Consider the following 23,826-nt stretch of genomic DNA (forward strand, 5'->3'; position numbering starts at 1 on the left):
TGTTGGCATAGGAGGACAGTTGCCTAAAATCAGTATCATCCCCAGGGAGGAAAAATTCTTTGACCTGATTGAGCTGAGTGCAAAGAACATGGTAAGCACCGCTCAGGAACTGGATGAATTAGTTAATAACTGGGCAGATGTAGACAATAAAGTTGCCCGGATAGCCGATTTGGAACACGAGGGTGACAGTATTGCCCACCAGATTATAAACCTTCTCCACCGTACCTTTGTTACCCCCTTTGACCGCGAAGATATCGCTTTGCTTGCCCACACTATGGATGACGTGACCGACTTTATTCATTCGGCGGCGGATTTTATGTTTATTTACAAGACCGGGCGTCCCGGTGAACGTGCCAAGGAACTGGCCGGTATTATTGTGCTGGCGGCCAAGGAAGTTGCACTGGCTGTGCCCCATCTGCGGCACAAGTCCGAGATGAAACAGGTTATTGTCCACTGCGTAGAAATAAACCGCCTGGAAAATATGGCGGATGTGGCTTTCAGGGCCGCTTTGGGAGAGCTTTTTACTGATTCAAAGGACATGGCAAACATTATCAAGTGGCGTGAAATATATGAACATATGGAAACGGCCACAGACCGGTGCGAAGACGTGGCCAATGTTCTTGAGGGGGTTGCCCTGAAGAATGCCTGATGCCTCGTTTATCCCTTATCTGATTATTATTCTTTTAGCTATAGGTTTTGCCTTTGTAAACGGTACCAATGACACGGCCAATGCCATTGCCACGGTGGTGGGTACGCGGGTTTTGTCTCCCCGCAAGGCTATAATCATGGCGGCAGCGGCTAACCTGGTGGGTGTTTTTACCGGCACGGCTGTTGCCCGGACTATCGGCAAAGGCATACTGGGGGCTGAATCACTTACCTATGAAACAGTTATTGCCGGGCTGATAGCCGCGGTTATTTGGTCTATGGTGGCTACCCGTAAGGGTCTGCCGGTCAGCCTGACACACTGTCTGGTGGCGGGCTTAGCTATGGCCGGAGTAGCTATGGCCGGGGTTGGGGCAGTAGACTGGGGAGTTCTTTTAAAGATTGTGGCGGCGGTAGGTATTGCCCCCATTATGGGCATGGCGGGCGGTTATCTGCTTATGGTTGCCCTGCTCTGGATATTTCGGCGGAGTGTTCCTTCCAAGACTCACGGCCTTTTTTCCCACCTGCAGATATTTTCAGCCGCTTTTATGGCTTTCAGCCACGGGCGGAGTGACGGGCAGATGCCTATGGGTATTATTGCTCTGGGCACAGTCCTTTATACCGGCAATGCCGGTCTCTGGGATGCTATACCCATCTGGATTATTATACTTTCGGCTTTGTCCATCAGCGCCGGGACGGCTATTGGCGGCTGGAGGGTTATTCAGACAGTGGGTGTGCGAATGACCAATTTGCGGCCTATAAACGGTTTTGCGGCTGAAACAGCGGCTGCCACGGTTATCCAGATAGCCGCTTCCATCGGTATACCTGTTTCCAGCACCCATGCCATTTCTTCGGCCATTATGGGGGTGGGGGCTACCCGCAGGCTCTCGGCGGTGCGCTGGGGCGTGGCAGGCAATATTGTGAGTGCCTGGCTGCTTACCTTTCCCATTTGCGGTGCTTTAGGTTTTCTGGTAGCCGGTTTGTTTAAGCTTATATTCTAAAGTTCAATAGAACGCGGGTTTATGCGGCAGTGTTCAGCCGAGATTATAGACATAATCTCGCTGACTGCATTATCAATCTCCCCCTCAGGGTTGACTACCACATAGTCAAAGTCGGGGAGTTTTTCTATCTCAAGCGGGGCAGTAGCCAGCCGCCGCTTGAGGGATTCGGGTGATTCGGTCAGGCGGTGTTCCAGCCGGCGGGTCAGTTCGTCCATATCCGGGGGCATCAGGAAAATGAATACCGCATTCGGGACTATTTTCTTAATGCTGGCCGCACCCTGCACGTCCACTTTTACAATAACGTCAAAACCGTGTGCCAAAGCCTGCCTGATAGGCGCTTTGGGGACTCCGTAAAAATTTCCGTAGACATTGGCCCATTCCAGCAGTTCATTCTGTCCGATAAGCTGCTGAAACTCAGCCGGCCTGATAAAATTATAATCAACCCCCTCGGTTTCCTTTTCCCGTTTGGTGCGGGTGGTGGTGGTGACAATATAAGCCAGGGGCAGTTTCCGCTCTTTCATGCGGGCTAGGACTGCATCTTTGCCTACGCCGGAAGGACCGGAAACAACTAACAGCAGGGGTTTATTGGCTTTATTAAAGTTCCAGTTTGTCATCAACCAGCTCAGGCTTTACCGCACCGCCGCGGCTAATAGAAAGGCGTCCGGTAATGGTTTCAGGGGCAAGCGCCGCCAGTACGATATGCCCGCTGTCAGTAAATATAACCGCCTTGGTCTTGCGGCCGTTGGTCATGTCTATCAAAAAGCCTTTGGTCCGGCTTTCCTGTATAATACGTTTAATAGGGGCGGAACTGGGCGGGGAAATGGCAATAACCCGGTTCATGGCCAGAATATTGCCGAAGCCAATATGGACAAGTTCAATAAACATGCTATTTCCTTAATGCTTAATAAGGCGACCAGAGGTAAAACGCTTAATATATTATAACTTTGACAAGCTAAATTCAACTGGTTGCAGTTTGAAGTAAGGCGTCATTTAATGCTAAATTATCATAGGTTTTTATATTTACCTGTAAATCGGCACTAATACTCATAGATGCTTCTGGATTATGTCCAGCGGTATACTGGCAAGGAGGGGTATGTATACGATTGTTGAGCGGCAGGATTTATTGCCCAGGGTACACTTGCTGAAGATACAGGCCCCCAAAGTAGCGGCCGCCGCCGCCGCCGGCCAGTTTGTTATCCTCAGGATTGACGCTGAGGGTGAGCGTTTCCCTCTGACTATTGCGGACTGGGACGCTCAGGCAGGCACAGTTACGGTTATTTACATGGAAATAGGGGCTTCCACCCGCAAGCTGGCCAAGCTGGGTGAGGGTGATGCCATACTGGATTTTGCCGGTCCCCTGGGCAAACCTACCGAGATTGAAAACTTCGGGACAGTGGTCTGCGTAAGCGGCGGCTTTGCCATGGCTACTATTGCACCCATTGCCAGGGCTATGAAAGAGGCGGGTAACCGGGTGATAAGCGTGGTGGGTGCCAGAAGCAAAGATTTGTTTTTCTGGCATGACCGCCTTACTAAATATTCGGACGAAATGATAGTCTGCACTGATGACGGGTCTGCCGGTATCAAGGGGGTAGTTACCGAACCCCTGCGTGACCTCCTTGCCTCCAGTACCAAAGTGGACCGGGTAATAGTAATAGGCCCCAGCGTTATGATGAAATTCTGCTCAAAAACCACCCAGCCTTTCGGGGTGAAGACTATTGTCAGCTTAAACCCCATAATGATAGACGGAACGGGTATGTGCGGCTGTTGCCGGGTAAGTCTGGACGGGCAGACCCGTTTTGCCTGTGTGGACGGGCCGGAGTTTGACGGGCACAAGGTAGACTGGGACGGGCTGCTGGTACGCCAGAAATCTTACGTGGCCGAAGAGGCTGTGGCCGCCGAGAGATGCCGCTGTAAGGAAGAGGGGTGCGGAAACCATGGCTAAAGCGGGGCTGAACAGAATGGATATGCCTAAACAGGCAGTTAGCGACCGTATTCAAAATTTTTCCGAAGTGGCCACCGGTTATACCCCGGCTGATGCCCATACCGAAGCTGCCCGCTGTTTGCAGTGCAAAAAGCGTTACTGCGTAGAGGGTTGTCCGGTAAATATAGATATTCCGGAATTTATTTTGGCTTTGCGGGACGGGAATATGCCCGAAGCTGCCAGGGTACTTAAAAAGACCAACAGTCTGCCGGGGGTCTGCGGCAGGGTATGTCCCCAGGAAACCCAGTGTGAACAGGCCTGTATATTAAATAAAAAAGAAGCCCCTATAGCTATAGGCCGTTTGGAACGTTTTGTAGCTGATTGGGAACGCGGACATTCGGCTGAAGTTAATCTGCCCAAAAGCCTTAAGCCCAAGAGCGGGAAAAAGGCGGCGGTAGTGGGAGCCGGCCCGGCCGGACTTACGGCAGCGGCCGAGCTTGCCCGTTTGGGGCATGATGTTACCCTGTTTGAGTCTTTGCATACGGCAGGCGGGGTGCTTATGTACGGCATACCCGAATTCCGCCTTCCCAAAGATATAGTTCAGGGTGAGATAGAGTATGTAAAATCTCTGGGAGTAACGCTGGAGTTAAATTCGGTAGCGGGGCGGCTCTTTTCGCTGGAAGACCTTTTCAAGCAGGGATTTCAGGCGGTTTTTTTAGCAACCGGAGCCGGTTTGCCCTTATTTTTAAATGTACAGGGTGAAAACCTGAGCGGGGTATATTCGGCTAACGAATTTCTGACTAGAGTCAACCTGATGAAGGCTCATAATTTTCCTTCCTCGGATACCCCGGTTAAAAAAGGCAGAAAAGTGGCGGTGATTGGGGGCGGAAACGTAGCCATGGATGCCGCCCGCTGTGCCTTGCGTCTGGGGGCGGAAGAGGTGAGTATCGTCTACCGCCGTTCGGAGCTGGAACTGCCGGCCCGCAAAGAGGAAGTGGACAATGCCCGCGAAGAGGGAATAAAGTTTCATTTCCTGACCAGCCCGGTCCGCTTTCTGGCTAACGAACAGGGGCAGGTGCGGGCTATGGAATGCCAGAAGATGGCACTTGGCGAACCTGACGCCAGCGGCCGCCGCCGTCCCATACCGGTGGGCGGCAGCGAATTTGAAATGGATATAGATTTGGCCGTTATTGCCCTGGGTACACGCCCCAATCCACTGGTTATGCAGTCCGCCCCGGATTTGCAGGTAAACTCAAACGGCACTGTTCTGGCTGATATAAACGGACAGACTTCGCACCGGGCGGTTTGGGCCGGTGGGGATATAGTAACCGGCTCCGATACTGTCATAAGTGCTATGGGTGCGGCCAAACGTTCGGCAGTGGTTATAGACGAATACCTGAGAAGCCTTTAATTCCGGCGGCTCAGCAGTAACATAATAAATATTACCAGTACCCATTTCCAGACATACTCCAAAGGGTCGGCTGTCAGTTTGATTACCAGACTCAGGTTCTGGTCAAGCGGGGCTGTAATCTGGCTGATAAAACTGTGCCAGGCCGGTATAAAACACAGCACCAGCATGGCAAATACATAAAAGAGCAGGGCAGAGCGAAATACGTTCATACCCCAACCGCCTTTCTTTCGGGCAGAGGCTGTCTGCCTGTCTGCCGCACTGTTTTAAAGAAAAACCCCCGCCTTTGTGACGGGGGCTTGGTTTGTTTGCAAAGGATAGTTTACATATAATTCCATTCGGGAGGGGCATCTTCGCCCGGTTCGGAGTTCGGGGTTTCATTTTGAGATGCACCGGTTGTTTCCGGAGTGGCTTGCTCAGCTTCAGGCGGGGGAGTCGGCCCTTCGGGGAACTCCAGTTCCGCCGGAGCGGATAAATGCATCTGGCTCCAGCGCCATTCATCTTTAATATTTTCCATTACCCCGCTGAGGTAGAAATCAAATTCCTTCTGGTTATCCCCGTTTTTACAGGTATAGGTTACATGGGTATCCAACCAGACAACCGGGCCGTTGCCTTTTATGGTGGTAAACCCTAGCTTGAATTTTACCGGGGTGGCTTTGTCCAGCAGGGCTTGCATCCAGCGTCTGAAACCATTCTGCCCCAGGCCGACATTATCCGGGCAGGGACCCACGGTGAGTATATTCGGTTCGCTGTCTACCTGTGCCACCAGTGCCTCTATGTTTTTAGCCTCAACCGCTTCTTTCATAGCATCCAGCACCTGGTTTATCTCTTTGCGGACTTCAGGGTCTATCTTCATGATAAGTCTCCTTGGATATTATCCGGCTTTAATATTCAGTCATTAATTTTATAGCATTTGGTTGTTTCTGTCAACTGACTTTAGCTTTGGTTACAGTTATCAGCCCGTAGCTGGTGGATTGGGTATTTTCAGCTTTGATGCCCAGTTCCTCAAGCAGGGCCGGCACGCCACCGTTTTTCAGGAAGTGGCGGAAATTACGGTAGTGTTCGCCGCCGGCTATACGCTCTATAAATCTTATAACCTGTCCGGGAAAACTGGCAGGCAGGGGATAGCTGTAGTCCGCTATCAGGATATAACTTTGGGGTTTGACTACCCGTTTCATTTCAGCCAGTATCTCCAGACGGGTTTGGGCGGGTTTGTCATGGAGGGCTAAGGTGATAGACGTATAATCAAAACTGGCATCTGCAAAGGGCAGGTGGCGGGCATCTGCCCCGGTAAAATAACCGGCTTTGTCCGGGTCATAAAGGCGGCGGGAGAGCCTGAGCATATCCGGGCTGAGGTCCAGCCCGAACCCCAGAATACCCCGGCGGCGGTATTCGCCTACCTGAGCCCCCGAACCGGAACACACGTCCAGCACCCGTTCACCCGGCTTTATACCCCCGAATTCGGGTAGTAAAACGTCTTACACCCCGCAAAAACGGGTCTATGACAGTTGAGTAGTCTATTCCCAGCATAAAGGCAGGGCTACTTTTTTACTGACCAGACCAGGGCTACTACCCAGCCGATAAAAGTCCAGCCGAGTAAAAGGTTCAGCAGGAAGATAGCCAGAGTATTGCGGCGGTGATTGGCTAGGGCGATTATGCTAGGCAGGAAGTATAAGGCCAGACTGATTGCAAAAGAGATGAGACCAAAGATTCCGCTGAAGAAAAAATCAAACACTTTAACGCTCCTTGATAATATAAAATAGTGGCTATGAAAAGATTAGCCTAAAGACGGCTTATTTACAAGGAATCTGGTTTATAAGCAGGCAGGGTGAGGGTTCGGGCTGTTATTTCAGCCGGGTTCGGGATATTATAAAAATATGGATACAGAGCAGTTTAAACAGATAGTGGCCGAGGCAGTGGATAGCCTGCCGGAGGAATTTTTAGCCCTGCTGGACAATGTTGAAATAATGGTGGCTGACCGCCCAAGCCGTATCCAGCGCCGTAATCTGGATATGCACCGGGGTGAAGAGTTGCTGGGGCTTTATGAGGGCGTTCCCCTGACCGAACGCCATGCCTCTTATGGTATGGTTACCCCTGACCGCATTACCATATTCCGGCTGGCCATACTGGATATGGTTAAGACTGAAGAAGATATAAAAAACGAAGTCCGGCGGGTGGTTAAGCACGAAGTTGCCCACCACTTCGGCATAAGTGACGAACGGCTGGAGGAAATGGGCGGCCCGGTTTAGGTCTCAGCCGTTTTTTAATTTGTCAGCGGCATAAACCCGCCCTAAGCACGCATATTTTTCATTTTACCCTGAAAATAGGGTATATTTATATTTTATGCTCTTTACAGATATATATTTCAGGAGAATAAAACCCATGAGTGATACAGCCGTTTCAGCCCAGAGCCTGCATGAGCAGGGTTTTAACTGCGCCCAGTCTATTTTAGGTGCTTTTGCCCCGTCTCTGGGTATTGAAACCGGGACAGCTTTTAAACTGGCTTCTGCTTTCGGCGGGGGCATGGCGGGGCGGGGAGACAGCTGCGGGGTAATCAGCGGCGGGCTGATGGTAATAGGGCTGAAATTCGGGCAGACTTCGGCTGAAGATAAGGCGGCCAGAGAAAAGTGCAACCGCCTGGGACGTGAATATATAAAGCAGTTTGAAACCCGCTTCGGGGCAACGGCCTGCCGTGAACTTATCAAGTGCAATATAGGCACTCCGGAGGGGGCAAAGCTGGTAAAAGAAAAAGGCCTCCGTGAAGGCCTTTGTTCAAACCTGGTTTACAGCGGGGCGCAAATGCTTTCCGCCCTTATAGAGCAGGCTTAGACATTAAACAGGAAGTTGGCGGTATCCCCGTCCTGCACTAGATAGGTTTTGCCTTCCAGCCTCAGCTGGCCGCGTTTCCTGACCTCTGCCAGTGAACCGGCCGCAAGCAGGTCATTTACGTGGACAATTTCCGCCCGTATAAACCCCCGCTCTATATCAGAGTGGATTTTACCGGCGGCTTTCTGGGCTATAGTCCCGCGGGTAATAGTCCAGGCGCGCACTTCGTCAGGGCCTACGGTAAAGAAAGATATAAGATCTAAAAGCTCATACGAAGCCCTTATGGTGCGGTCCAGCCCGGTCTCTTTAAGCCCGTAGCTGGAGCGGAACTCGGCGGCTTCGGCCTCGTCCATGTTTATCAGCTCGGCTTCCAGTTTGCCGCACATTACAATCACCCGGTAGTTTTTGCCTCCGTAGCGGCCGTTGAGTTCGGCCTCCATTTCGGCGGCTTTGGGCAGGTCATCTTCGCCTATATTTATTACCATAAGCACCGGTTTGCTGCTCAGAAACTGGTATCCGGAGAGTATTTTGGCTTCTTCTTCGTCCAGTTCAATATCACGGGCGGGGATATCTTTCTCCATGGCCTCTTTGATTCTGGCCATGAGCTCTTTTTCCCGCTCCAGAGCGGCTCTTTCGGGGGGTTTGGCACCCTTCATCTGGCTGCCAATGCGGTTAAGCCTTTTTTCAATAATGGTCAGGTCTGAAAAAATAAGCTCAGCATTCATGGTGGTCAGGTCACGCTCTGCGTTCAGGCCGCCGGCGGGCAGGGGAATGGCGGTATCTTCAAATGCCCTAATAACATTCAGCAGGGCATCCACGTTTTGCAGCTGGGTCAAAAGCTCACCTGAAAAAGAGCTGTCTTTGGTGCCGCCCTTAAGGGAAGCGCCCACGTCAAAATACTTTATTTCGGCCGGGGTGAGTTTCTTGGGGTGAAACATCTCCTCCAGCGGGGTCAAACGGGCATCAGGCACTTTCACTATGCCTACGTTAGCCGAACTGCTCTGTGAATAAGAGCCGGTGGCGGCGTTACTGCGGGTGGCGGCGTTGAAAATGGTGGTGCGGCCGCTTTTAGCCAGACCTATTATACCTATTGTTACTGCCATATATTACTTTCGCTTTTGCTCCTAGATATCGTTCTTGCGGCTGTTTTTAAGTACGTCCCGGGATACCTTCAAGGCCAGGTCACGTTCACCGTAGCTTGCCTTGGTATTGCAGGCAATGTCCAGCAGGGCGCAGAGAGCCTCGTAGGAACCAAAGCGGGCAATATGTTTAATGGTCTGTTCCCTTATTTCAGGGGCTATTTCCATATCATTGGCAATGGCAATATGTTTGCGGAGTTCGTAGGGCATTACAACTTCTTCGGGCATTGTTTCAAATCCTCCAAGTGCAGCTTACGGGCAGATTGTAACATACTGCCAGGCATTTTTGCACTAAACTTCAAAGGTTACGCGCCCGTTTCGTTATGCTACAATATCAGCCGAAGGTGGCTGTTAAATTTGCTGTATATTTTTACCGGCAGTGATGATTTTTCCCTGAAAGAACGCCTGAAGCAGATAAAACTGGCTTTGGGTGATGAGTCTTTGTCCTCTGCCAATACCACCATGCTGGAGGGCAAAAACCTGACGGCTGCCGAACTTCAAAACTATGTCCAGACTATTCCCTTTTTAGCCCCTGCCCGGCTGGTTATGGTAAACGGCCTGCTGGAGAGGTTTGAAGGCTCAAAAGGTAAAGCCGCCGCCAAAGATAAGGCAGACAAAAACAGCCCGGATGAATTTGCCCGGGCGCTGTCTAATCTGCCTCCCACAACCCTGGCGGTGCTTCTGGACTATACCACCGCTAAAGACGGTGATTACCGTGAAAAAGAAAAAGTATCCGCTTTGGCCTCAAACCCCCTTTTTAAGCTGGTAAGCCCCGGTGCTGAGGTAAAGCACTTTGCACCCCTTTCTGCCCAGAACCTGCCCGGCTGGGTAATGCAGCGTGCCAAACAGTCTTCTATCCAGATGTCTGTTCCGGCAGCCCGTCTGCTGGCCCGTTTTGTGGGGGCGGACTTGTGGGCGCTTTCCTCCGAGATTGAGAAACTGGGCTTGTATGCCCAGGGGCGGGCGGTGGAGGAAGCCGATGTTGAAAATATGGTGGGTTATTCCCAGGAAGTAAATATATTCGGTTTGGTGGATGCCGTACTGGACCGCAAGGTTAAAGACGCCCAGCAGTCTCTGGCGGCTTTTACTGCCGGCGGCGGGTCACCCGGTTTTTTGCTGTTTATGCTGGTACGCCAGCTGCGGCTGATGGTGCGTTATACCGCCCTTAAAAAGCGGGGGCTGAAAGAGGCCGAGATTTTTAAAGCTATGGGCGGCTCTGAGTACGCCCTTAGGAAAACAGCCTCTCAGGCGGCCTGCCAGAACATGGACAGCCTTAAAGCTATTTATTCCAAACTGCTGGAAACAGATTTTAATATAAAAACCGGCCGCTTTGAACCGGAGCTGGCCATGGGTTTGCTGGTTGCCGAACTTTGCGGGAGAAAATAGCTTGGAAGAAAAACGAAAACAGTCACTGAAAGAACAGTTGAAAGCCGTAAACTGGGGCAGTCTGCTGCTGACCTTCGGGGCTCTTATAGCACTCAGCTTTCTGCTGGCCTGGGGGCTGAATTCGCTGGTGGACAATCTGGAAGTACCTCTTGATGAATATGCCTGGCTGACCTATGTGCTAGTTTTTGTTATGTCTATACTGGCCAACGCTACCGTAATAGCCCCGGTGCCCTTTGCCATTTCCATAATGGTTGCGGCCGCTACCAATTTTAACCCGGTGATGGTAGCCCTGTTTGGTGCTTTGGGCGGCAGTCTGGGTGAAATGAGCGGTTATTTTGCCGGCCGTCTGGGCAAGAAACTGGCTATTCCCGAAGGGCTGGTGGGTTACAGCCGGGTGGAAAGCTGGATACAAAAATACGGGGCTTGGGCAATTGCCTTTCTGGCTGCCCAGCCGGTAGTGCCTTTTGATGTGGGCGGGCTTATTGCCGGGTTGGCACGCATGCCTGTCCACAAGTTTTTGCCAGCCCTTTTTCTGGGTAAATTCCCCAAGTATATTGTGATGGTGTATGCCGGAATAGGCCTGATAGACTGGCTGCCTTTCCTGAAGAGCTAGGTGCTTGTTTAGCTTTAAAAGTAAGGGGGCTTTGTGAACCGGAGTAATTTAGAGGCCATACTTAAGCCCTGTTTGTGCCTGGATATAGGCGGCAGTAAAATCCGCTCGGCGGTAGTGACCCATGACGGACGGGTGGTGGCCTGGGAACAGGAGCCTACCTGCGCCCGGAACGGGGCGGAGGGTGTATTTGAGAATATCTGCCGGGTGCTTGAGCGCCTGCTTGAGCGTAACAACCTTTGTATCTCCCAGTTTGAGGCCCTGTCTGCGGCGGTAGCCGGGGGTATAGATATGCCAAACGGACTGGTTACCCAGTCTCCCCATCTGCCCGTCTGGCGGGATGTACCCCTTCGGGATATGCTGGCAGAGCGTTATCTTAAAACATTCCTTATAAATGATGCCTCGGCCGCCGCTTTGGCCGAACACAAACTGGGAGCGGGGCGGGGGGTTAAAAACCTGGTTTACCTGACGGTCTCTACCGGTATCGGGGGCGGTATTATTATAAATGATGAGCTTTATCTGGGGCAGAGCGGCTGTGCCGGTGAAATAGGGCATATGTGTCTGGATATAAACGGCACTGAAGATGTCTGCGGCAATGTGGGCTGTCTGGAAACGCTGGCTTCGGGTACGGCTATTGTCCGCAGGGTTCAGGCCGAACTTGCCGGGGGTGAGTTTTCCCTGCTTTCAGAGCGGTTTAAGGCGGATTACTCCGCTTTGACGGCTGAGGATATCGGCCGGGCGGCTTCCGAAGGTGACAGGCTGTGCCAGGGGGTTATCCGCCGGGCAGGCGAATATTTGGGAATAGGTCTGGCCGGTATTGCCAATATATTTAACCCTGAGCTTATTATACTGGGGGGTGGGGTTTCCAAACTGGGGGAGATTTTTATTGAGCCTGCCCGCAAAATGCTTTTCAAACGGGCTTTCCGTCTGGCGGGGGATGATGTCCGGCTGGTTGCTTCGTTTCTGGGGGATAATGCCGGGGTGACCGGGGCGGCACTTTATGCCTACGGCTGCCTGGGGGGCGGGGGTAAACCTTCTCAGGGCTGAACGGGTGTTATATATAATATAGAAGACCCCCTGTCTCTTTATTAAAATTGACAGTATAACGGGCTTAAACTAAAATCGTATTTATCTTATCTATCTTGAAATGGCAGGTGCGGCTTTGTTTAGCAGTGATGAATTACGCGAAAATTATCTGAAATTTTTTGAGGAGAAGGGGCATAAAAGGATTGCCAGCTCTTCCCTGATACCCCACAATGACCCCACCCTTCTTTTAACTACCGCCGGCATGGTGCAGTTTAAACCCTATTATCTGGGGGTGGCCAAGCCGGAAAACTCGCGTATGACTTCCTGCCAGAAGTGTTTCCGCACTACCGATATTGAATCCGTGGGGGATGCCAGCCACCTGACCATGTTTGAAATGCTGGGCAATTTCAGTATCGGCAATTACTTTAAAAAAGAGGCTATTGCCTGGGCCTGGGAATATGTGACCCAAAGGCTTAATATACCTGCCGAAAAACTCTGGGTGACAGTTTATCTGGATGATGACGAGGCTATTGCCCTCTGGAAGGAACAGGGAGTACCCGAAGGGCGGATAGTCCGGCTGGGTGCGGCTGATAACTTCTGGGGTCCGGCCGGGGATTCAGGCCCCTGCGGCCCGTGCAGTGAAATCCACTATGATTTCGGGCAGGAAATGGGCTGCGGCAAGGCTGATTGCAATCCCTCCTGCAAGTGCGGCCGTTTTTGTGAAATATGGAATCTGGTATTTGTCCAGTTTAATCAGGATAAAAGCGGCAAACGCCAGAATCTGCCTGCCCCCAGCATTGACACCGGGATGGGGTTGGAACGCTTGACTATCCTGATGCAGTTCAGGAAAAACGTATATGAAACCGATATATTTGCCCCCGTTATAGAAAAAGCCTGCCAGCTTTCGGGCAGGCAGTACGGGATTGATGCCGAAACTGATAAGGCTTTGCGGATAGTATCCGAACACAGCCGGGGCATTACTTTTCTGATTGCAGACGGGGTTATCCCGGATAAGGCGGGGCGGGGGTATGTGCTTCGCCGCCTGCTTCGGCGGGCAGTCCTTTTCGGGCGCAGGCTGGGCCTGGAGAAACCCTTTCTGGTGGACATGGCCGGGGCTGTTATTGCCCGCATGAGCGGCATTTACCCCGAACTTAACAAACGCCAGGCATATGTGCTGGAGATGATAGCCAGTGAGGAAGCCCGTTTTTCGGAGACGCTGGCTACCGGGCTTGAGCTTCTGGAAGAAATAGTCCGCCAGACCAAGGGCGGGCAGATTTCCGGGCAGGATGCCTTTAAACTATATGACACTTACGGTTTCCCGGTGGAGATGACCACCGAAATAGCCGCTGAAAGGGGCTTAAGTGTAGACCTTGGCGGGTTTGAAGCCGAAATGGAAGTCCAGCGTACCAAAGCCCGTTCCAGCCGCAAGTTCAGTTTTGATGCGGCGGCTACTGCCGAGGCAGTCAAGAATATGCGCCATGGGGAAAAGACCTGTTTTGTGGGTTACGAACTTACCCGCCAGAAATCAACTATTATGGATATCCTGACCGAAGGCGGCAGTGTGGACAGCATAGAAGAGGGTGATGAGGCCAGTATAGTGCTGGATGAAAGCCCTTTTTATGCCGAGATGGGCGGACAGGTGGGTGATACCGGTGAGATTATAACCGGCGGCGGGCGTTTTGAAGTTAAAAATACCCTTCACCTGCCTAACGGGGTTTTTCTGCATCAGGGGCGGGTAATAAGCGGCTGCCTGAAAATAGCTGAAACCGCCGCTGCCCATATTGACGAAGAACGCAGGCGGGATATTGCCCGTAATCATACCGCCACCCATATACTCCAGACAGCCCTCAGACAGGTGCTGGGTGAGCAGGTTCAGCAAAGGGGTTCGGTAGTTACGCCTGAGCGCCTCCGCTTTGATTTTTCCCATTTGAAACCCATGACCAAAGATGAAATCCGCCGGGCAGAGGAATTTGTAAATGACAAAATCCGCCGCAACCTGCCGGTTTATGCCGAGGAAATGCCCTACCGCCATGCCCTGGAAGAGGGGGTAACCGCCCTTTTCGGGGAAAAATACGGTGACAGGGTGCGGGTGCTTAGGGTGGGGCGTCCGGCTGTTTCAGCCGAACTCTGCGGCGGTACCCATGTGAGTGCCAGCGGCGAAATAAGCCTGTTTAAAATAGTCAGTGAAAGCAGTGTGGGGGCAGGCCTTCGGCGGATTGAAGCCGTAACCGGGCGTGAGGCCGAGGCTTATATTAACCTTCAGCAGGACAGTTTATCCGAGCTTTCGGGTATGCTGGAAGCTGCGCCTGAGGAATCTCCCCGTAAACTGGCTGAACTTAAAGAAGAGATAGATACGCTTAAGAAAACAGTCCAGAATCTGGAACGCCAGATGTCCCGCGGAGAGGCGGAAGAGCTGCTTTCCAAAGCTGAAGATTATAAAGGGATTAAACTGCTGGTCAGCCGCATGACTTCGGTCAATGCGGATACCCTGCATGAAACGGCTGATTTCCTGCGGGACAAGCTGGGCAGCGGGATAATAGTGCTGGGTACGGTTAGCGAGGACAAGCCCTTTTTCCTGTGCATGGTAACGCCGGACCTTATTGAGAAAGGTTATCATGCCGGCAATATAGTCAAAAAACTTTCCCAGATAGCCGGCGGCGGCGGCGGCGGCAAGCCGAATATGGCTCAGGGCGGCGGGCGTGACAAAGCCAAACTGGACGAAGCCCTGCAGGCTGTAAAGGGAATGCTATAAAGAACTGCTGCGGAGGGCTAAAATAGGCCGTATACTGGCTCTGGACGTGGGTGACAAGTGGATAGGGGTGGCTTTGAGCGACCCCTTGCGGATACTGGCTTCGCCTTTGGTTATCCTCCGGCGTGACGATGATGCAAAAACAGTGGAAAACATTGAAGCTTTAGTCAAAACCCACCAGCCGGATTTGCTTGTTATCGGCTTGCCGGTATCTCTGAACGGGACTATCGGGCCTCAGGCGGAAAAGGTAAAAGCCTTCAGCGGGCTGCTCTCACAGAGTTTAAATACCGAAATTATTTTCCGGGATGAACGCTTTTCCACAGACGAAGCCCGCCGCAAAATGAATGACAGCGGCAAAAACAATAAAACTGTCCGGGATGATGCGGCCGCGGCCGCAGTTATTTTGCAGGATTATCTGGACGAGACTAATCCGCCCTGCTTCCAGCCTTAAATATTCAAGGAGCATACACTTTTGGATAAATCCTTTATATTAAATAAAACCAGTCCCCGCAGTTCTGCCCGCCGCGGCCAGCTGCTCACAGCCCATGGCCAGGTGGAGACGCCTGTGTTCTGCCCGGTAGGCAGCCAGGCCACTGTAAAAACCCTTACCCCCGAAGACCTGAAATCTGTAAACGTAAATATGATACTCTCTAATACCTATCACCTGTATCTCCGCCCCGGCATACCCGTGGTTAAAGAGATGGGGGGACTGCATAAATTTATGAACTGGGACGGGGTTATCCTGACTGACAGCGGTGGCTATCAGATATTTTCACTGGCCAATCTGCGAAAGCTGGATGAGGGCGGGGTCAGTTTCCGTTCCCATATAGACGGCAGCACCCGTTACATTACCCCCGAAGATGCGGTCAGCTTCCAGCAGGATTTGGGTTCGGATATTGCCATGGTGCTGGACGAATGTCCCCATTCCGAAGCCTCCGAGAATGAGGTTTTGGCGGCTATGGAACGCACCCACCAGTGGGCAAAACGCTGTCTTGCCGCCCATACCCTGAAAAGCCAGCACCTTTTTGCCATTGTTCAGGGGGGGCTTTCCCCCGTACTCAGGCAACAGTCTGCCGAATATCTGGCTTCGCTGGATTTCCCCGGTTATGCCCTGGGCGGGCTTTCGTTAGGTGAGCCTAAGGATATTACCTTTGAAACAGTCCGCCATACCCTGCGGTTTCTGCCCGAAAACAAGCCCCGCTACCTGATGGGGGTGGGTGCGCCGGAAGATTTGCTGGAAGGGGTAAGCTGCGGGGTAGATATATTTGACTGTGTACTGCCTACCAGAGTGGCCCGCAACGGGGCTTTTTTCAGCCGCCTGGGCAGGCTTAATATTCGCAATGCCTCTTTTGCCACCCAAAAAGGGCCGGTTGACCCGGAGTGTAACTGCTATACCTGCCGCAATTATTCGGCGGCCTACCTGCATCACCTGTTCCGCTGTGAAGAAATACTGGCCTACCGGCTGGCTACTATACATAACATTGCCTTCCTGAGCAACCTTATGCAGGAAGTTCGTACTTCTATTGAAAAAGACTGTTTTGAAGAGTTTAAAGGGGATTTCCTGACCCGCTATCAGCCTACCAACGAATCTGTCCGTATTGAGCAGAAACAGAAATGGCTCTCCGCCCGCAGCGGCGAAACCTCTTCCTAGATATTATCTGGCGGCTGTCTTGCGGCAGGGATAAAAAACGGGAGGTCAGGGGGCTGTTTTAACAGTGCTGTTTTCTGTTATTATATTTTTATGATAACAACATTTGAGCTATCCACCCGCATTATCTTCGGGGTGGGCAGCATAAGCAGCCTTAATCACGAAGCTTCACTGCTGGGCAGGCACGCTTTGCTGGTCACCGGTAAAAATTCGGTACGCCGTTTAGGCATACTGGAACGGGCCGCATTTTTGCTGAAAGAGGCCTGTATTCAAACCACCCTGTTTGACAGGGTAGAGCCCAACCCCCGTTCGTCTACGGTAGATGAGGCTATTGCCTTAGCCAGAGAGAAAGGGATAGACCTGATTATTGCTTTGGGCGGCGGAAGCGCTATGGATGCCGCCAAGGCCATTGCTTTCGGGCTGGCCTGTGAAGGACCTGTTTGGGATTACATAAAACAGGGAGAGTACCCTGAGGGTGATTTTCTGCCTCTTATTATGATACCCACCGTTGCCGCCAGCGGCTCGGAGGCAAACGGGAATGCGGTTATTTCCAACTGGGAAAAGCATGAAAAAAGGGTTATTTCGGATAGCCGTCTTCAGCCCAAAGTATCTCTGGTAGACCCCCTGCTGACCCTCAGCCTGCCTTCCCGCCAAACAGCCCAGGGCGGAGTAGATATATTCTGCCATCTGGCAGAACCTTATCTGACCGCCGCAGATGATGCTCCCCTGCGGGACGGAATGGCTGAACTGGCCATGCGGCTGGTAACAGAATATTTACCCAAAGCGGTTAAGACCCCGCATGACCTTCAGGCCCGCACCCAGCTTAGCTGGCTTTCAACTATTGCCTGTTCCCAGTTTATGTCACTGGGCGGCAGAAGCGGCGGCATGACCATGCACGGCTTGGAGCATGCCTTAAGCGGTTACTATGACATTGCTCACGCTGACGGTTTGGCTGCCCTTTTGCCGGCTTACATGAGAAACCTTTACCCGGTGCGGCGGCACCGTATAGAAATGCTGGGGGAAAAAGTATTCGGGCAGACAGACGGGATAGCAGCAGTTGAAAACTGGCTCAAAAAAAATAATATGGGTTTCAGCCTGAAAGAGCTGGGGGTTTCCGAAGCTAAAATTGATGAAATGGCGGCGGCGGCAATCGTGATGTCACCCTGGGTGAAAAACCATCCCGGTCTCCTTGACAAGAGGGTGGCTGCAAGTCTATACTCTGATGCTTTTAATTAAGCGCCTTTTACACAGCTTAAAAATCTGAAAAAATCTCCAAGGTTTTTCCCGCTGAACGTGGGGCCGCCCTTGACAGCGGCTAAAGCAATGGGATATAATACCCTTTGCCTCTGAATGAGGCAGAGAGATAAATGATAAAAATAGCTACATAAAAATTAGTTTAAGGTGAATCCAAGCTCGCGGCTTGGTAATGTTACCAAGCCGCTTTATATTTGTTACGCACTTTAAAAACTGAATACTACGGGTTAATATCAATTCCGAAGCAGGTCAAGCAGGTAAGGGCACATGGTGGATGCCTTGGTATCAAGAGCCGATGAAGGACGTGGTAAGACTGCGATAAGCCTCGGTCAGCTGTCTAACAAGCTTAGCCGGGGATTTCCGAATGGGGCAACCCGCTCAGGCAAAACCTGGGTACTTCCAGCTCAACACATAGGCTGGGTAGAGGTAAGTGGGGGAAGTGAAACATCTCAGTACCCCGAGGAAAAGAAATTATTCTCCTAGTAGCGGCGAGCGAACGGGGATGAGCCCAAACCTTGTAATCTTAGTGGTTCTGTGACCTATGTTTACAAGGGGTTGAAAGAAGAATCTGGTTTGTGCAGAGCAAACCGAGAAGTTACAAACCTAACCCTATTAGAAGGTCCCTGGAACGGGCAACCACAGAGGGTGAGAGTCCCGTAAATTAAAGGGTGTAGGCTTCTGATTCTTTCTTGAGTACCACGAGACTCGTGGAATCTCGTGGGAATCCGCCGTGACCACATGGCAAGGCTAAATACTCTTGATGACCGATAGTGAACTAGTACCGTGAGGGAAAGGTGAAAAGCACCCCGAGAGGGGAGTGAAATAGAACTGAAACCGTGTGCCTACAAGCAGTCAGAGGAGCGTAAGCTCTGATGGCGTGACTATTGAAGAATTATCCGACGAGTTACTCAGTGCAGCTGGTTAAGCAATTAAGTTGCGCAGCCGAAGCGAAAGCGAGTCTGAATAGGGCGTTTTAGTTGTACTGAGTAGACCCGAAGCCGGGTGATCTATCCATGGCCAGGGTGAAGTGAAGGTAATACTTCGCGGAGGCCCGAACCAGTCAACGTGGCAAAGTTGTTGGATGAGCTGTGGATAGCGGTTATATGCCAAACGAACCCGGGGATAGCTGGTTCTCCTCGAAATGCATTTAGGTGCAGCCTCAGGCGTTCATTAATGGAGGTAGTGCACTGGATAGACTAGGTGGGAGAGATCCTGTCAACTCTAACCAAACATCGAATGCCATTAATCAAAGCCTGGGAGTGAGACTATGGGGGCTAAGCTCCATAGTCAAAAGGGAAACAGCCCAGACCATCAGCTAAGGTCCCTAAGCGCAGGCTAAGTGGGAAAGGAAGTAGCATTGCCTAGACATCCAGTAGGTTGGCTTAGAAGCAGCCACCCTTTAAAGAGTGCGTAATAGCTCACTGGTTGAGTGGTGTTGCGCCGACAATCCAACGGGGCTTAAGCCTGTCACCGAAGCTATGGATCTACCTATATGGTAGATGGTAGAGGAGCGTTCCCTCGGCAGTGAAGCAGGAGTGTAAACAACTGTGGAGCTTAGGGAAGTGAGAATGTCGGAATGAGTAGCGCAAGGCGTGTGAGAAACACGCCCACCGTAAACCTAAGGTTTCCTACGCAAGGTTAATCCGCGTAGGGTTAGTCGGACCTAAGCCGAGGCCGAAAGGCGTAGAGCGATGGACAGCAGGTTATTATTCCTGCACCACCGTTGTGGAGGTAAAGGGGGGACACAGGAGGATAGATCAGGCATGCCCATTGGACATGGCGTGTCGCTGAACCCTAGACGTTTCAGAATAGGCAAATCCGTTCTGGAGTTAAGTTGAAGTTCAGTGGAAGGTGCGGAGAGATCCAAGCCAATCTGGTTGAGTCCAAGCTGTCGAGAAAAGCCTCGTTACTGTTGAAGCAATGGTGACCGTACCGCAAACCGACACTGGTAGGTGGGGGTAAATGTCCCAAGGTGATCGAGATAACCCTCGTTAAGGAACTCGGCAATCTAGCCCCGTAACTTCGGGAGAAGGGGTGCCCTCGCGAGAGGGTTACAATAAAGTGGCTCGAGTGACTGTTTAACAAAGACACAGGTCTCTGCAAAAGCGAAAGCTGAAGTATAGGGGCTGACACCTGCCCAGTGCTGGAAGGTTAAGGGGAGGAGTTAGGGCAACCAAAGCTCTGAACCGAAGCCCCAGTGAACGGCGGCCGTAACTATAACGGTCCTAAGGTAGCGAAATCCCTTGTCGGGTAAGTTCCGACCCGCACGAAAGGTATAACAACTTGAGCGCTGTCTTAACGAGGGACTCGGTGAAATTGAATTACCCGTGAAGATGCGGGTTTCCCGCGACTGGACAAAAAGACCCCGTGGAGCTTTACTATAACTTGCCATTGAGTCTGGGTTCATCATGTGTAGGATAGGTGGGAGGCTGAGAAGCCAGGGCGCTAGCCTTGGTGGAGCCAACGTTGAAATACCACTCTTGATGGATCTAGCCTCTAACTCTAGAACAAGCTAGAGGACAGTGGCTGGTGGATAGTTTGACTGGGGCGGTCGCCTCCTAAATTGTAACGGAGGCGCCCAAAGGTTCCCTCAGGGTGGATGGAAATCACCCTAAGAGTGCATTGGCATAAGGGAGCTTGACTGCGAGACATACAAGTCGAGCAGGGACGAAAGTCGGGCAAAGTGATCCTACGGCACTGAGTGGAAGGGCCGTGGCTTATCGGATAAAAGCTACCCCGGGGATAACAGGCTTATCTTGCCCAAGAGTTCACATCGACGGCAAGGTTTGGCACCTCTATGTCGGCTCGTCGCATCCTGGGGCTGGAGTAGGTCCCAAGGGTCCGGCTGTTCGCCGGTTAAAGCGGCACGCGAGCTGGGTTCAGACCGTCGTGAGACAGGTCGGTCTCTATCCGTCGTGGGCGTCTGGAGATTTGAGAGGGTCTTTCCATAGTACGAGAGGACCTGGAAGGACAGACCAATGGTGTGTCAGTTGTTCTGCCAAGGGCATTGCTGAGTAGCCAAGTCTGGTTTGGATAAGCGCTGAAAGCATCTAAGTGCGAAGCCGGCCTCAAGATTAGATCTCCCATCCCGGGCAACCGGGGGTAAGACCGCAGGTAGACTACCTGCTTGATAGGCTGCATGTGTAAGTACGGTAACGTATTAAGCTGAGCAGTACTAATGGTCGAGGGCTTGACCTGTTTCTGAATTGATATAAACCCATGTATTCAGTTAATATAGTGTAAACAAATATCGCTTGGATTAAAGTTAACAAGTGAATTAATAGCGTGCATCCGCTCCCCCGGTGGTTAGAGCGGGGTGGTACCACCCGTTCCCGTCCCGAACACGGTCGTGAAACGCCCCAGCGCAGACGATACTTAGGAGGCAACTCCTTGTGGAAAATATGCCACTGCCCGGGGAGCTTTGCTTTTTTATTCACTTGAAAGCAGGCTCCATTTTCCCCCTCGCTGCACCCATTAAAAACAAGGCCTGTCGAGGGCCTTTTTTTTATTTCAAAGCTGATACCCCCTGTTTGCTTTACACTTTCTTTTTAGCTGAGCTATAATAAGATTACTAACCTAGTGAAAGTAAAAAAATTATGTCTAGCAGATTTGATAAATTTTCTGAAAGAGCGCGCCGGGTTCTTACCTATGCACAGGAGGAAGCCCAAAGCCTTAACCATAACTATATCGGCACTGAGCATATTCTGCTGGGGCTGGTTAGGGAAGAAGAAGGCGTGGCCGCCCGCGTACTGGTGAATATGGACGTAAACCTGGCCAAGGTACGTTCGGCTGTTGAGTTTATACTGGGGCGGGGCGAACACCCGGCCACCTCTGAAACTGGTCTTACCTCCAGAGCCAAAAAGGTAATAGAACTGGGCATTGATGAGGCCCGGAATCTGGGTCACAACTATATCGGCACTGAACACCTGCTTTTAGGTTTACTGCGTGAAGGCGAAGGGGCGGCTGCCGGTGTCCTTGAGAGTTTCGGGGTTACTGTTGAAAAGGTACGCACCGAAGTAGGGCGTATTTTGAATCAGGGCTTAAATAAACCTAAAGCCGGCCGGGCAACTCCCAGCCGCACTCCCCAGCTTGACCAGCTGGGCTTTGACCTGACGGCCGCTGCCAGAACCGGCAAACTTGACCCGGTTATCGGGCGTGCCAAAGAAATAGAGCGGGTTGTCCAGATTCTTTCCCGCCGTACCAAAAATAACCCTGCCCTTATCGGCGAACCCGGTGTCGGCAAAACCTCCATTGTGGAGGGGCTGGCCCAGCGGATTGTTTCGGGTGACGTGCCGGAAACTCTGGAACAGAAACATATAATTTCGCTGGACGTGGCCTCACTGGTAGCCGGTACTAAATACCGGGGTGAATTTGAAGAACGGCTCAAGAAAGTTATTGAAGAGATTAAAACCGCAGGTAATATAATCCTGTTTATAGACGAATTCCATACCATGGTGGGTGCCGGTGCCGCCGAGGGTGCGGTAGATGCCGCCAATATCCTCAAGCCTTCGCTGGCCAGAGGTGAGGTACAGGTAATAGGGGCAACCACCCTGGATGACTTCCGCAAATATGTTGAGCGGGATGCCGCATTTGAGCGGCGTTTCCAGCCGGTGCTGGTGGAAGAACCGGCCATAGAAGATACCCTGAGTATACTTCGGGGCATAAAAGAGCGCTACGAAGAGCATCATAAGCTTATCATCAGCGAAGAAGCTATTGTCGCTGCCGCCAATATGGCTGCCAGATATATACCTGACCGCTTTTTGCCGGATAAGGCTATAGATTTAGTTGATGAAGCCGCTTCACGGGTGCGGATAAAGAAACGCACCAAGCCGGTCTCTTTGAAAGAGATGAAAGCCATAGAAGACAGCTACCGCCGGGATAAAGAAGCCGCTTTGGCTACCCAGCAGTATGATTATGCCTCCGAATTGCGTGAGCGTGAGCTTCAGATAGCTGAAAAGATACGCCGCATGGAAGACGAATGGCAGAACGAACAGGCCATGGATAAGCCGGTGGTGGGCGAAGAAGATATTGCCCAGGTAGTCAGCATGTGGACGGGTGTGCCGCTGGTACAGCTTACCGGTGACGAAACCGAACGTCTTTTACATATGGAAGAAGCCCTGCATGAGCGGATTATCGGCCAGGAAGAGGCCATTGTTACCATATCCAAGGCTGTCAGACGGGCACGGGCAGGTCTTAAAGATCCCCGCCATCCCATCGGCAACTTTGTCTTCCTGGGGCCCACCGGCGTAGGTAAAACCGAGCTGGCACGGGCGCTTGCCCAGTTTATGTTCGGTTCAGAAGACGCTTTAGTGCGGCTGGATATGTCCGAATTTATGGAAAAGTTTGCCGTATCCCGTCTGGTGGGTGCGCCCCCCGGATATGTGGGCTATGACGAGGGCGGCCAGTTGACTGAAGCTGTTCGCCGCAAGTCTTATTGCCTGATACTGCTGGACGAAATAGAAAAAGCTCATCCTGACGTTTTCAATATTCTTCTGCAGATATTTGATGACGGCCACCTGACAGATACCAAGGGCAGACGGGTGGACTTTCGGAATACCATTATTATTATGACCTCAAACATCGGGGCGGAGCTTATCCGCAAGGGCAGCGGAACTATCGGTTTTGCTACCCAGACAGATGAATCAAAGGCTCAGCAGACCAACTTTGAGCATATGAAAGACAAGCTGCTGGGTGAGCTTAAGAAGAGCTTCCGCCCGGAGTTCCTGAACCGTATTGACAGTGTGGTGGTCTTCCACTCACTTAATAAAGAGCAGATTCGCAGTATTGTTGACCTGATGCTTAAGAGTGTTATCAAGCAGATGTCTGAAAAGGGTATCGGGCTTGAAGTGACTGACTCTGCCAAAGACTTGCTGGGCAAGAAGGGTTATGACGAGGTTTATGGTGCAAGGCCGCTGCGCCGCACTATCCAGACCATGCTGGAGGACAGGCTGTCCGAGGACCTGCTGCGGGCTAAATTTGAAGCCGGGGATAAAGTGATAGTGGATACTGCCGAAGACGAAATAATTGTCCGTCTGGCAGAGCCGGCCGAACTTAGCCAGGCCACTTCATAAAGGCGGGGCAGGGTATAACTGGTTGTTTTAAGGGGAGTTTTAAAAACTCCCCTTTTTATTTGGTCAGAACACGAGGTCAGGGCGGAAACGCCTTTACGATGCAGGGGAAAACGCAAGGTGGCGTGTACTTTGAATCATATCTTAG

General features: G+C 51.7%; 22 protein-coding genes and 2 rRNA genes. 16 read left to right on the forward strand and 8 right to left on the reverse strand.

What is annotated here, in order from left to right; genetic code table 11:
- Positions 1–19: 19 nt before the first annotated feature.
- Positions 20–649 (forward strand): DUF47 domain-containing protein, encoded by a 630-nt coding sequence (locus tag DET_RS00150; RefSeq protein WP_010935843.1) that lies wholly within the window; start codon positions 20–22, stop codon positions 647–649.
- Positions 642–1,643, forward strand: a complete 1,002-nt coding sequence (locus DET_RS00155) for an inorganic phosphate transporter (protein ID WP_010935844.1) — start codon at positions 642–644, stop codon at positions 1,641–1,643. Before DET_RS00150 ends, DET_RS00155 begins: the two co-directional genes overlap by 8 nt.
- Here the strand turns inward: DET_RS00155 and DET_RS00160 are convergent.
- The gene (locus DET_RS00160; protein ID WP_041223278.1) at positions 1,640–2,257 is read right to left on the reverse strand and encodes a guanylate kinase; all 618 of its coding nucleotides are present in this window, start codon (positions 2,255–2,257) and stop codon (positions 1,640–1,642) included. The two genes, DET_RS00155 and DET_RS00160, sit on opposite strands and share 4 nt — an antisense overlap.
- A complete protein-coding gene (locus DET_RS00165; protein ID WP_010935846.1) occupies positions 2,238–2,528 on the reverse strand; it encodes a DUF370 domain-containing protein in 291 nt (96 codons plus the stop codon). Before DET_RS00165 ends, DET_RS00160 begins: the two co-directional genes overlap by 20 nt.
- 208 nt (positions 2,529–2,736) lie before the next feature.
- Here DET_RS00165 and DET_RS00170 point away from each other — a divergent pair, with 208 nt between their 5' ends.
- Both DET_RS00170 and gltA read left to right on the forward strand, forming a co-directional pair.
- Complete coding sequence (locus tag DET_RS00170) at positions 2,737–3,585, forward strand: sulfide/dihydroorotate dehydrogenase-like FAD/NAD-binding protein (RefSeq protein WP_010935847.1); 849 nt, start codon at positions 2,737–2,739, stop codon at positions 3,583–3,585.
- Positions 3,578–4,975 (forward strand): NADPH-dependent glutamate synthase, encoded by a 1,398-nt coding sequence (gene gltA / locus DET_RS00175; protein ID WP_010935848.1) that lies wholly within the window; start codon positions 3,578–3,580, stop codon positions 4,973–4,975. The genes DET_RS00170 and gltA overlap by 8 nt, the downstream gene beginning before the upstream one ends.
- Here gltA and DET_RS00180 read toward each other — a convergent pair.
- The 4 genes from DET_RS00180 to DET_RS00195 form a co-directional block, all read right to left on the reverse strand.
- On the reverse strand, positions 4,972–5,184 hold the full coding sequence (locus DET_RS00180; protein ID WP_010935849.1) for a hypothetical protein: 213 nt from the start codon (positions 5,182–5,184) through the stop codon (positions 4,972–4,974). The genes gltA and DET_RS00180 overlap by 4 nt on opposite strands.
- A gap of 110 nt (positions 5,185–5,294) precedes the next feature.
- Positions 5,295–5,828 carry a nuclear transport factor 2 family protein gene (locus tag DET_RS00185; RefSeq protein ID WP_010935850.1) on the reverse strand — a complete coding sequence of 178 codons (534 nt, stop codon included), beginning with the start codon at positions 5,826–5,828 and terminating at the stop codon, positions 5,295–5,297.
- 70 nt (positions 5,829–5,898) lie between these two features.
- Entirely contained in the window at positions 5,899–6,405 is a 507-nt protein-coding gene (locus DET_RS00190; protein WP_010935851.1) for a class I SAM-dependent methyltransferase, read from the reverse strand.
- A 107-nt stretch (positions 6,406–6,512) separates the two neighbouring features.
- Entirely contained in the window at positions 6,513–6,707 is a 195-nt protein-coding gene (locus DET_RS00195; protein WP_010935853.1) for a superinfection immunity protein, read from the reverse strand.
- Between the two features lie 142 nt (positions 6,708–6,849).
- On the opposite strand from DET_RS00195, the gene DET_RS00200 reads away from it, so the two are divergent.
- Complete coding sequence (locus tag DET_RS00200) at positions 6,850–7,221, forward strand: metallopeptidase family protein (RefSeq protein WP_010935854.1); 372 nt, start codon at positions 6,850–6,852, stop codon at positions 7,219–7,221.
- Positions 7,222–7,354: 133 nt separating this feature from the next.
- On the forward strand, positions 7,355–7,801 hold the full coding sequence (locus DET_RS00205; protein ID WP_010935855.1) for a C-GCAxxG-C-C family protein: 447 nt from the start codon (positions 7,355–7,357) through the stop codon (positions 7,799–7,801).
- Here the strand turns inward: DET_RS00205 and ychF are convergent.
- On the reverse strand, positions 7,798–8,901 hold the full coding sequence (gene ychF / locus DET_RS00210; protein WP_010935856.1) for a redox-regulated ATPase YchF: 1,104 nt from the start codon (positions 8,899–8,901) through the stop codon (positions 7,798–7,800). The genes DET_RS00205 and ychF overlap by 4 nt on opposite strands.
- A gap of 21 nt (positions 8,902–8,922) precedes the next feature.
- Positions 8,923–9,165, reverse strand: a complete 243-nt coding sequence (locus DET_RS00220) for a hypothetical protein (protein WP_023651713.1) — start codon at positions 9,163–9,165, stop codon at positions 8,923–8,925.
- Between the two features lie 129 nt (positions 9,166–9,294).
- Between DET_RS00220 and holA the strand changes: the two genes are divergently transcribed.
- The 10 genes from holA to DET_RS00270 all read left to right on the forward strand — a co-directional run bounded on the left by holA (position 9,295) and on the right by DET_RS00270 (position 23,681).
- Positions 9,295–10,323 (forward strand): DNA polymerase III subunit delta, encoded by a 1,029-nt coding sequence (holA, locus tag DET_RS00225; RefSeq protein ID WP_041223279.1) that lies wholly within the window; start codon positions 9,295–9,297, stop codon positions 10,321–10,323.
- Between the two features lies 1 nt (position 10,324).
- Positions 10,325–10,936: a VTT domain-containing protein gene (locus DET_RS00230; RefSeq protein WP_010935858.1), complete on the forward strand. Its 612-nt coding sequence runs from the start codon at positions 10,325–10,327 to the stop codon at positions 10,934–10,936.
- Between the two features lie 33 nt (positions 10,937–10,969).
- Positions 10,970–11,980 carry an ROK family protein gene (locus DET_RS00235; protein WP_010935859.1) on the forward strand — a complete coding sequence of 337 codons (1,011 nt, stop codon included), beginning with the start codon at positions 10,970–10,972 and terminating at the stop codon, positions 11,978–11,980.
- Between the two features lie 115 nt (positions 11,981–12,095).
- The gene (gene alaS, locus DET_RS00240; RefSeq protein ID WP_010935860.1) at positions 12,096–14,711 is read left to right on the forward strand and encodes an alanine--tRNA ligase; all 2,616 of its coding nucleotides are present in this window, start codon (positions 12,096–12,098) and stop codon (positions 14,709–14,711) included.
- 40 nt (positions 14,712–14,751) lie between these two features.
- Positions 14,752–15,159 carry a Holliday junction resolvase RuvX gene (gene ruvX, locus DET_RS00245; RefSeq protein WP_080505011.1) on the forward strand — a complete coding sequence of 136 codons (408 nt, stop codon included), beginning with the start codon at positions 14,752–14,754 and terminating at the stop codon, positions 15,157–15,159.
- A 21-nt stretch (positions 15,160–15,180) separates the two neighbouring features.
- A complete protein-coding gene (tgt, locus tag DET_RS00250; RefSeq protein WP_010935862.1) occupies positions 15,181–16,359 on the forward strand; it encodes a tRNA guanosine(34) transglycosylase Tgt in 1,179 nt (392 codons plus the stop codon).
- Positions 16,360–16,449: 90 nt separating this feature from the next.
- Positions 16,450–17,592 (forward strand): iron-containing alcohol dehydrogenase, encoded by a 1,143-nt coding sequence (locus DET_RS00255; protein ID WP_010935863.1) that lies wholly within the window; start codon positions 16,450–16,452, stop codon positions 17,590–17,592.
- Positions 17,593–17,857: 265 nt separating this feature from the next.
- A 23S ribosomal RNA gene (locus DET_RS00260) occupies positions 17,858–20,808 on the forward strand.
- Positions 20,809–20,908: 100 nt separating this feature from the next.
- Positions 20,909–21,026 (forward strand): 5S ribosomal RNA (rrf, locus tag DET_RS00265).
- A gap of 180 nt (positions 21,027–21,206) precedes the next feature.
- Positions 21,207–23,681 (forward strand): ATP-dependent Clp protease ATP-binding subunit, encoded by a 2,475-nt coding sequence (locus tag DET_RS00270; protein ID WP_010935865.1) that lies wholly within the window; start codon positions 21,207–21,209, stop codon positions 23,679–23,681.
- The last annotated feature ends 145 nt before the right edge of the window (positions 23,682–23,826 follow it).

Origin of the sequence: Dehalococcoides mccartyi 195 (assembly GCF_000011905.1) — a bacterium.
Lineage (GTDB): Bacteria > Chloroflexota > Dehalococcoidia > Dehalococcoidales > Dehalococcoidaceae > Dehalococcoides > Dehalococcoides mccartyi.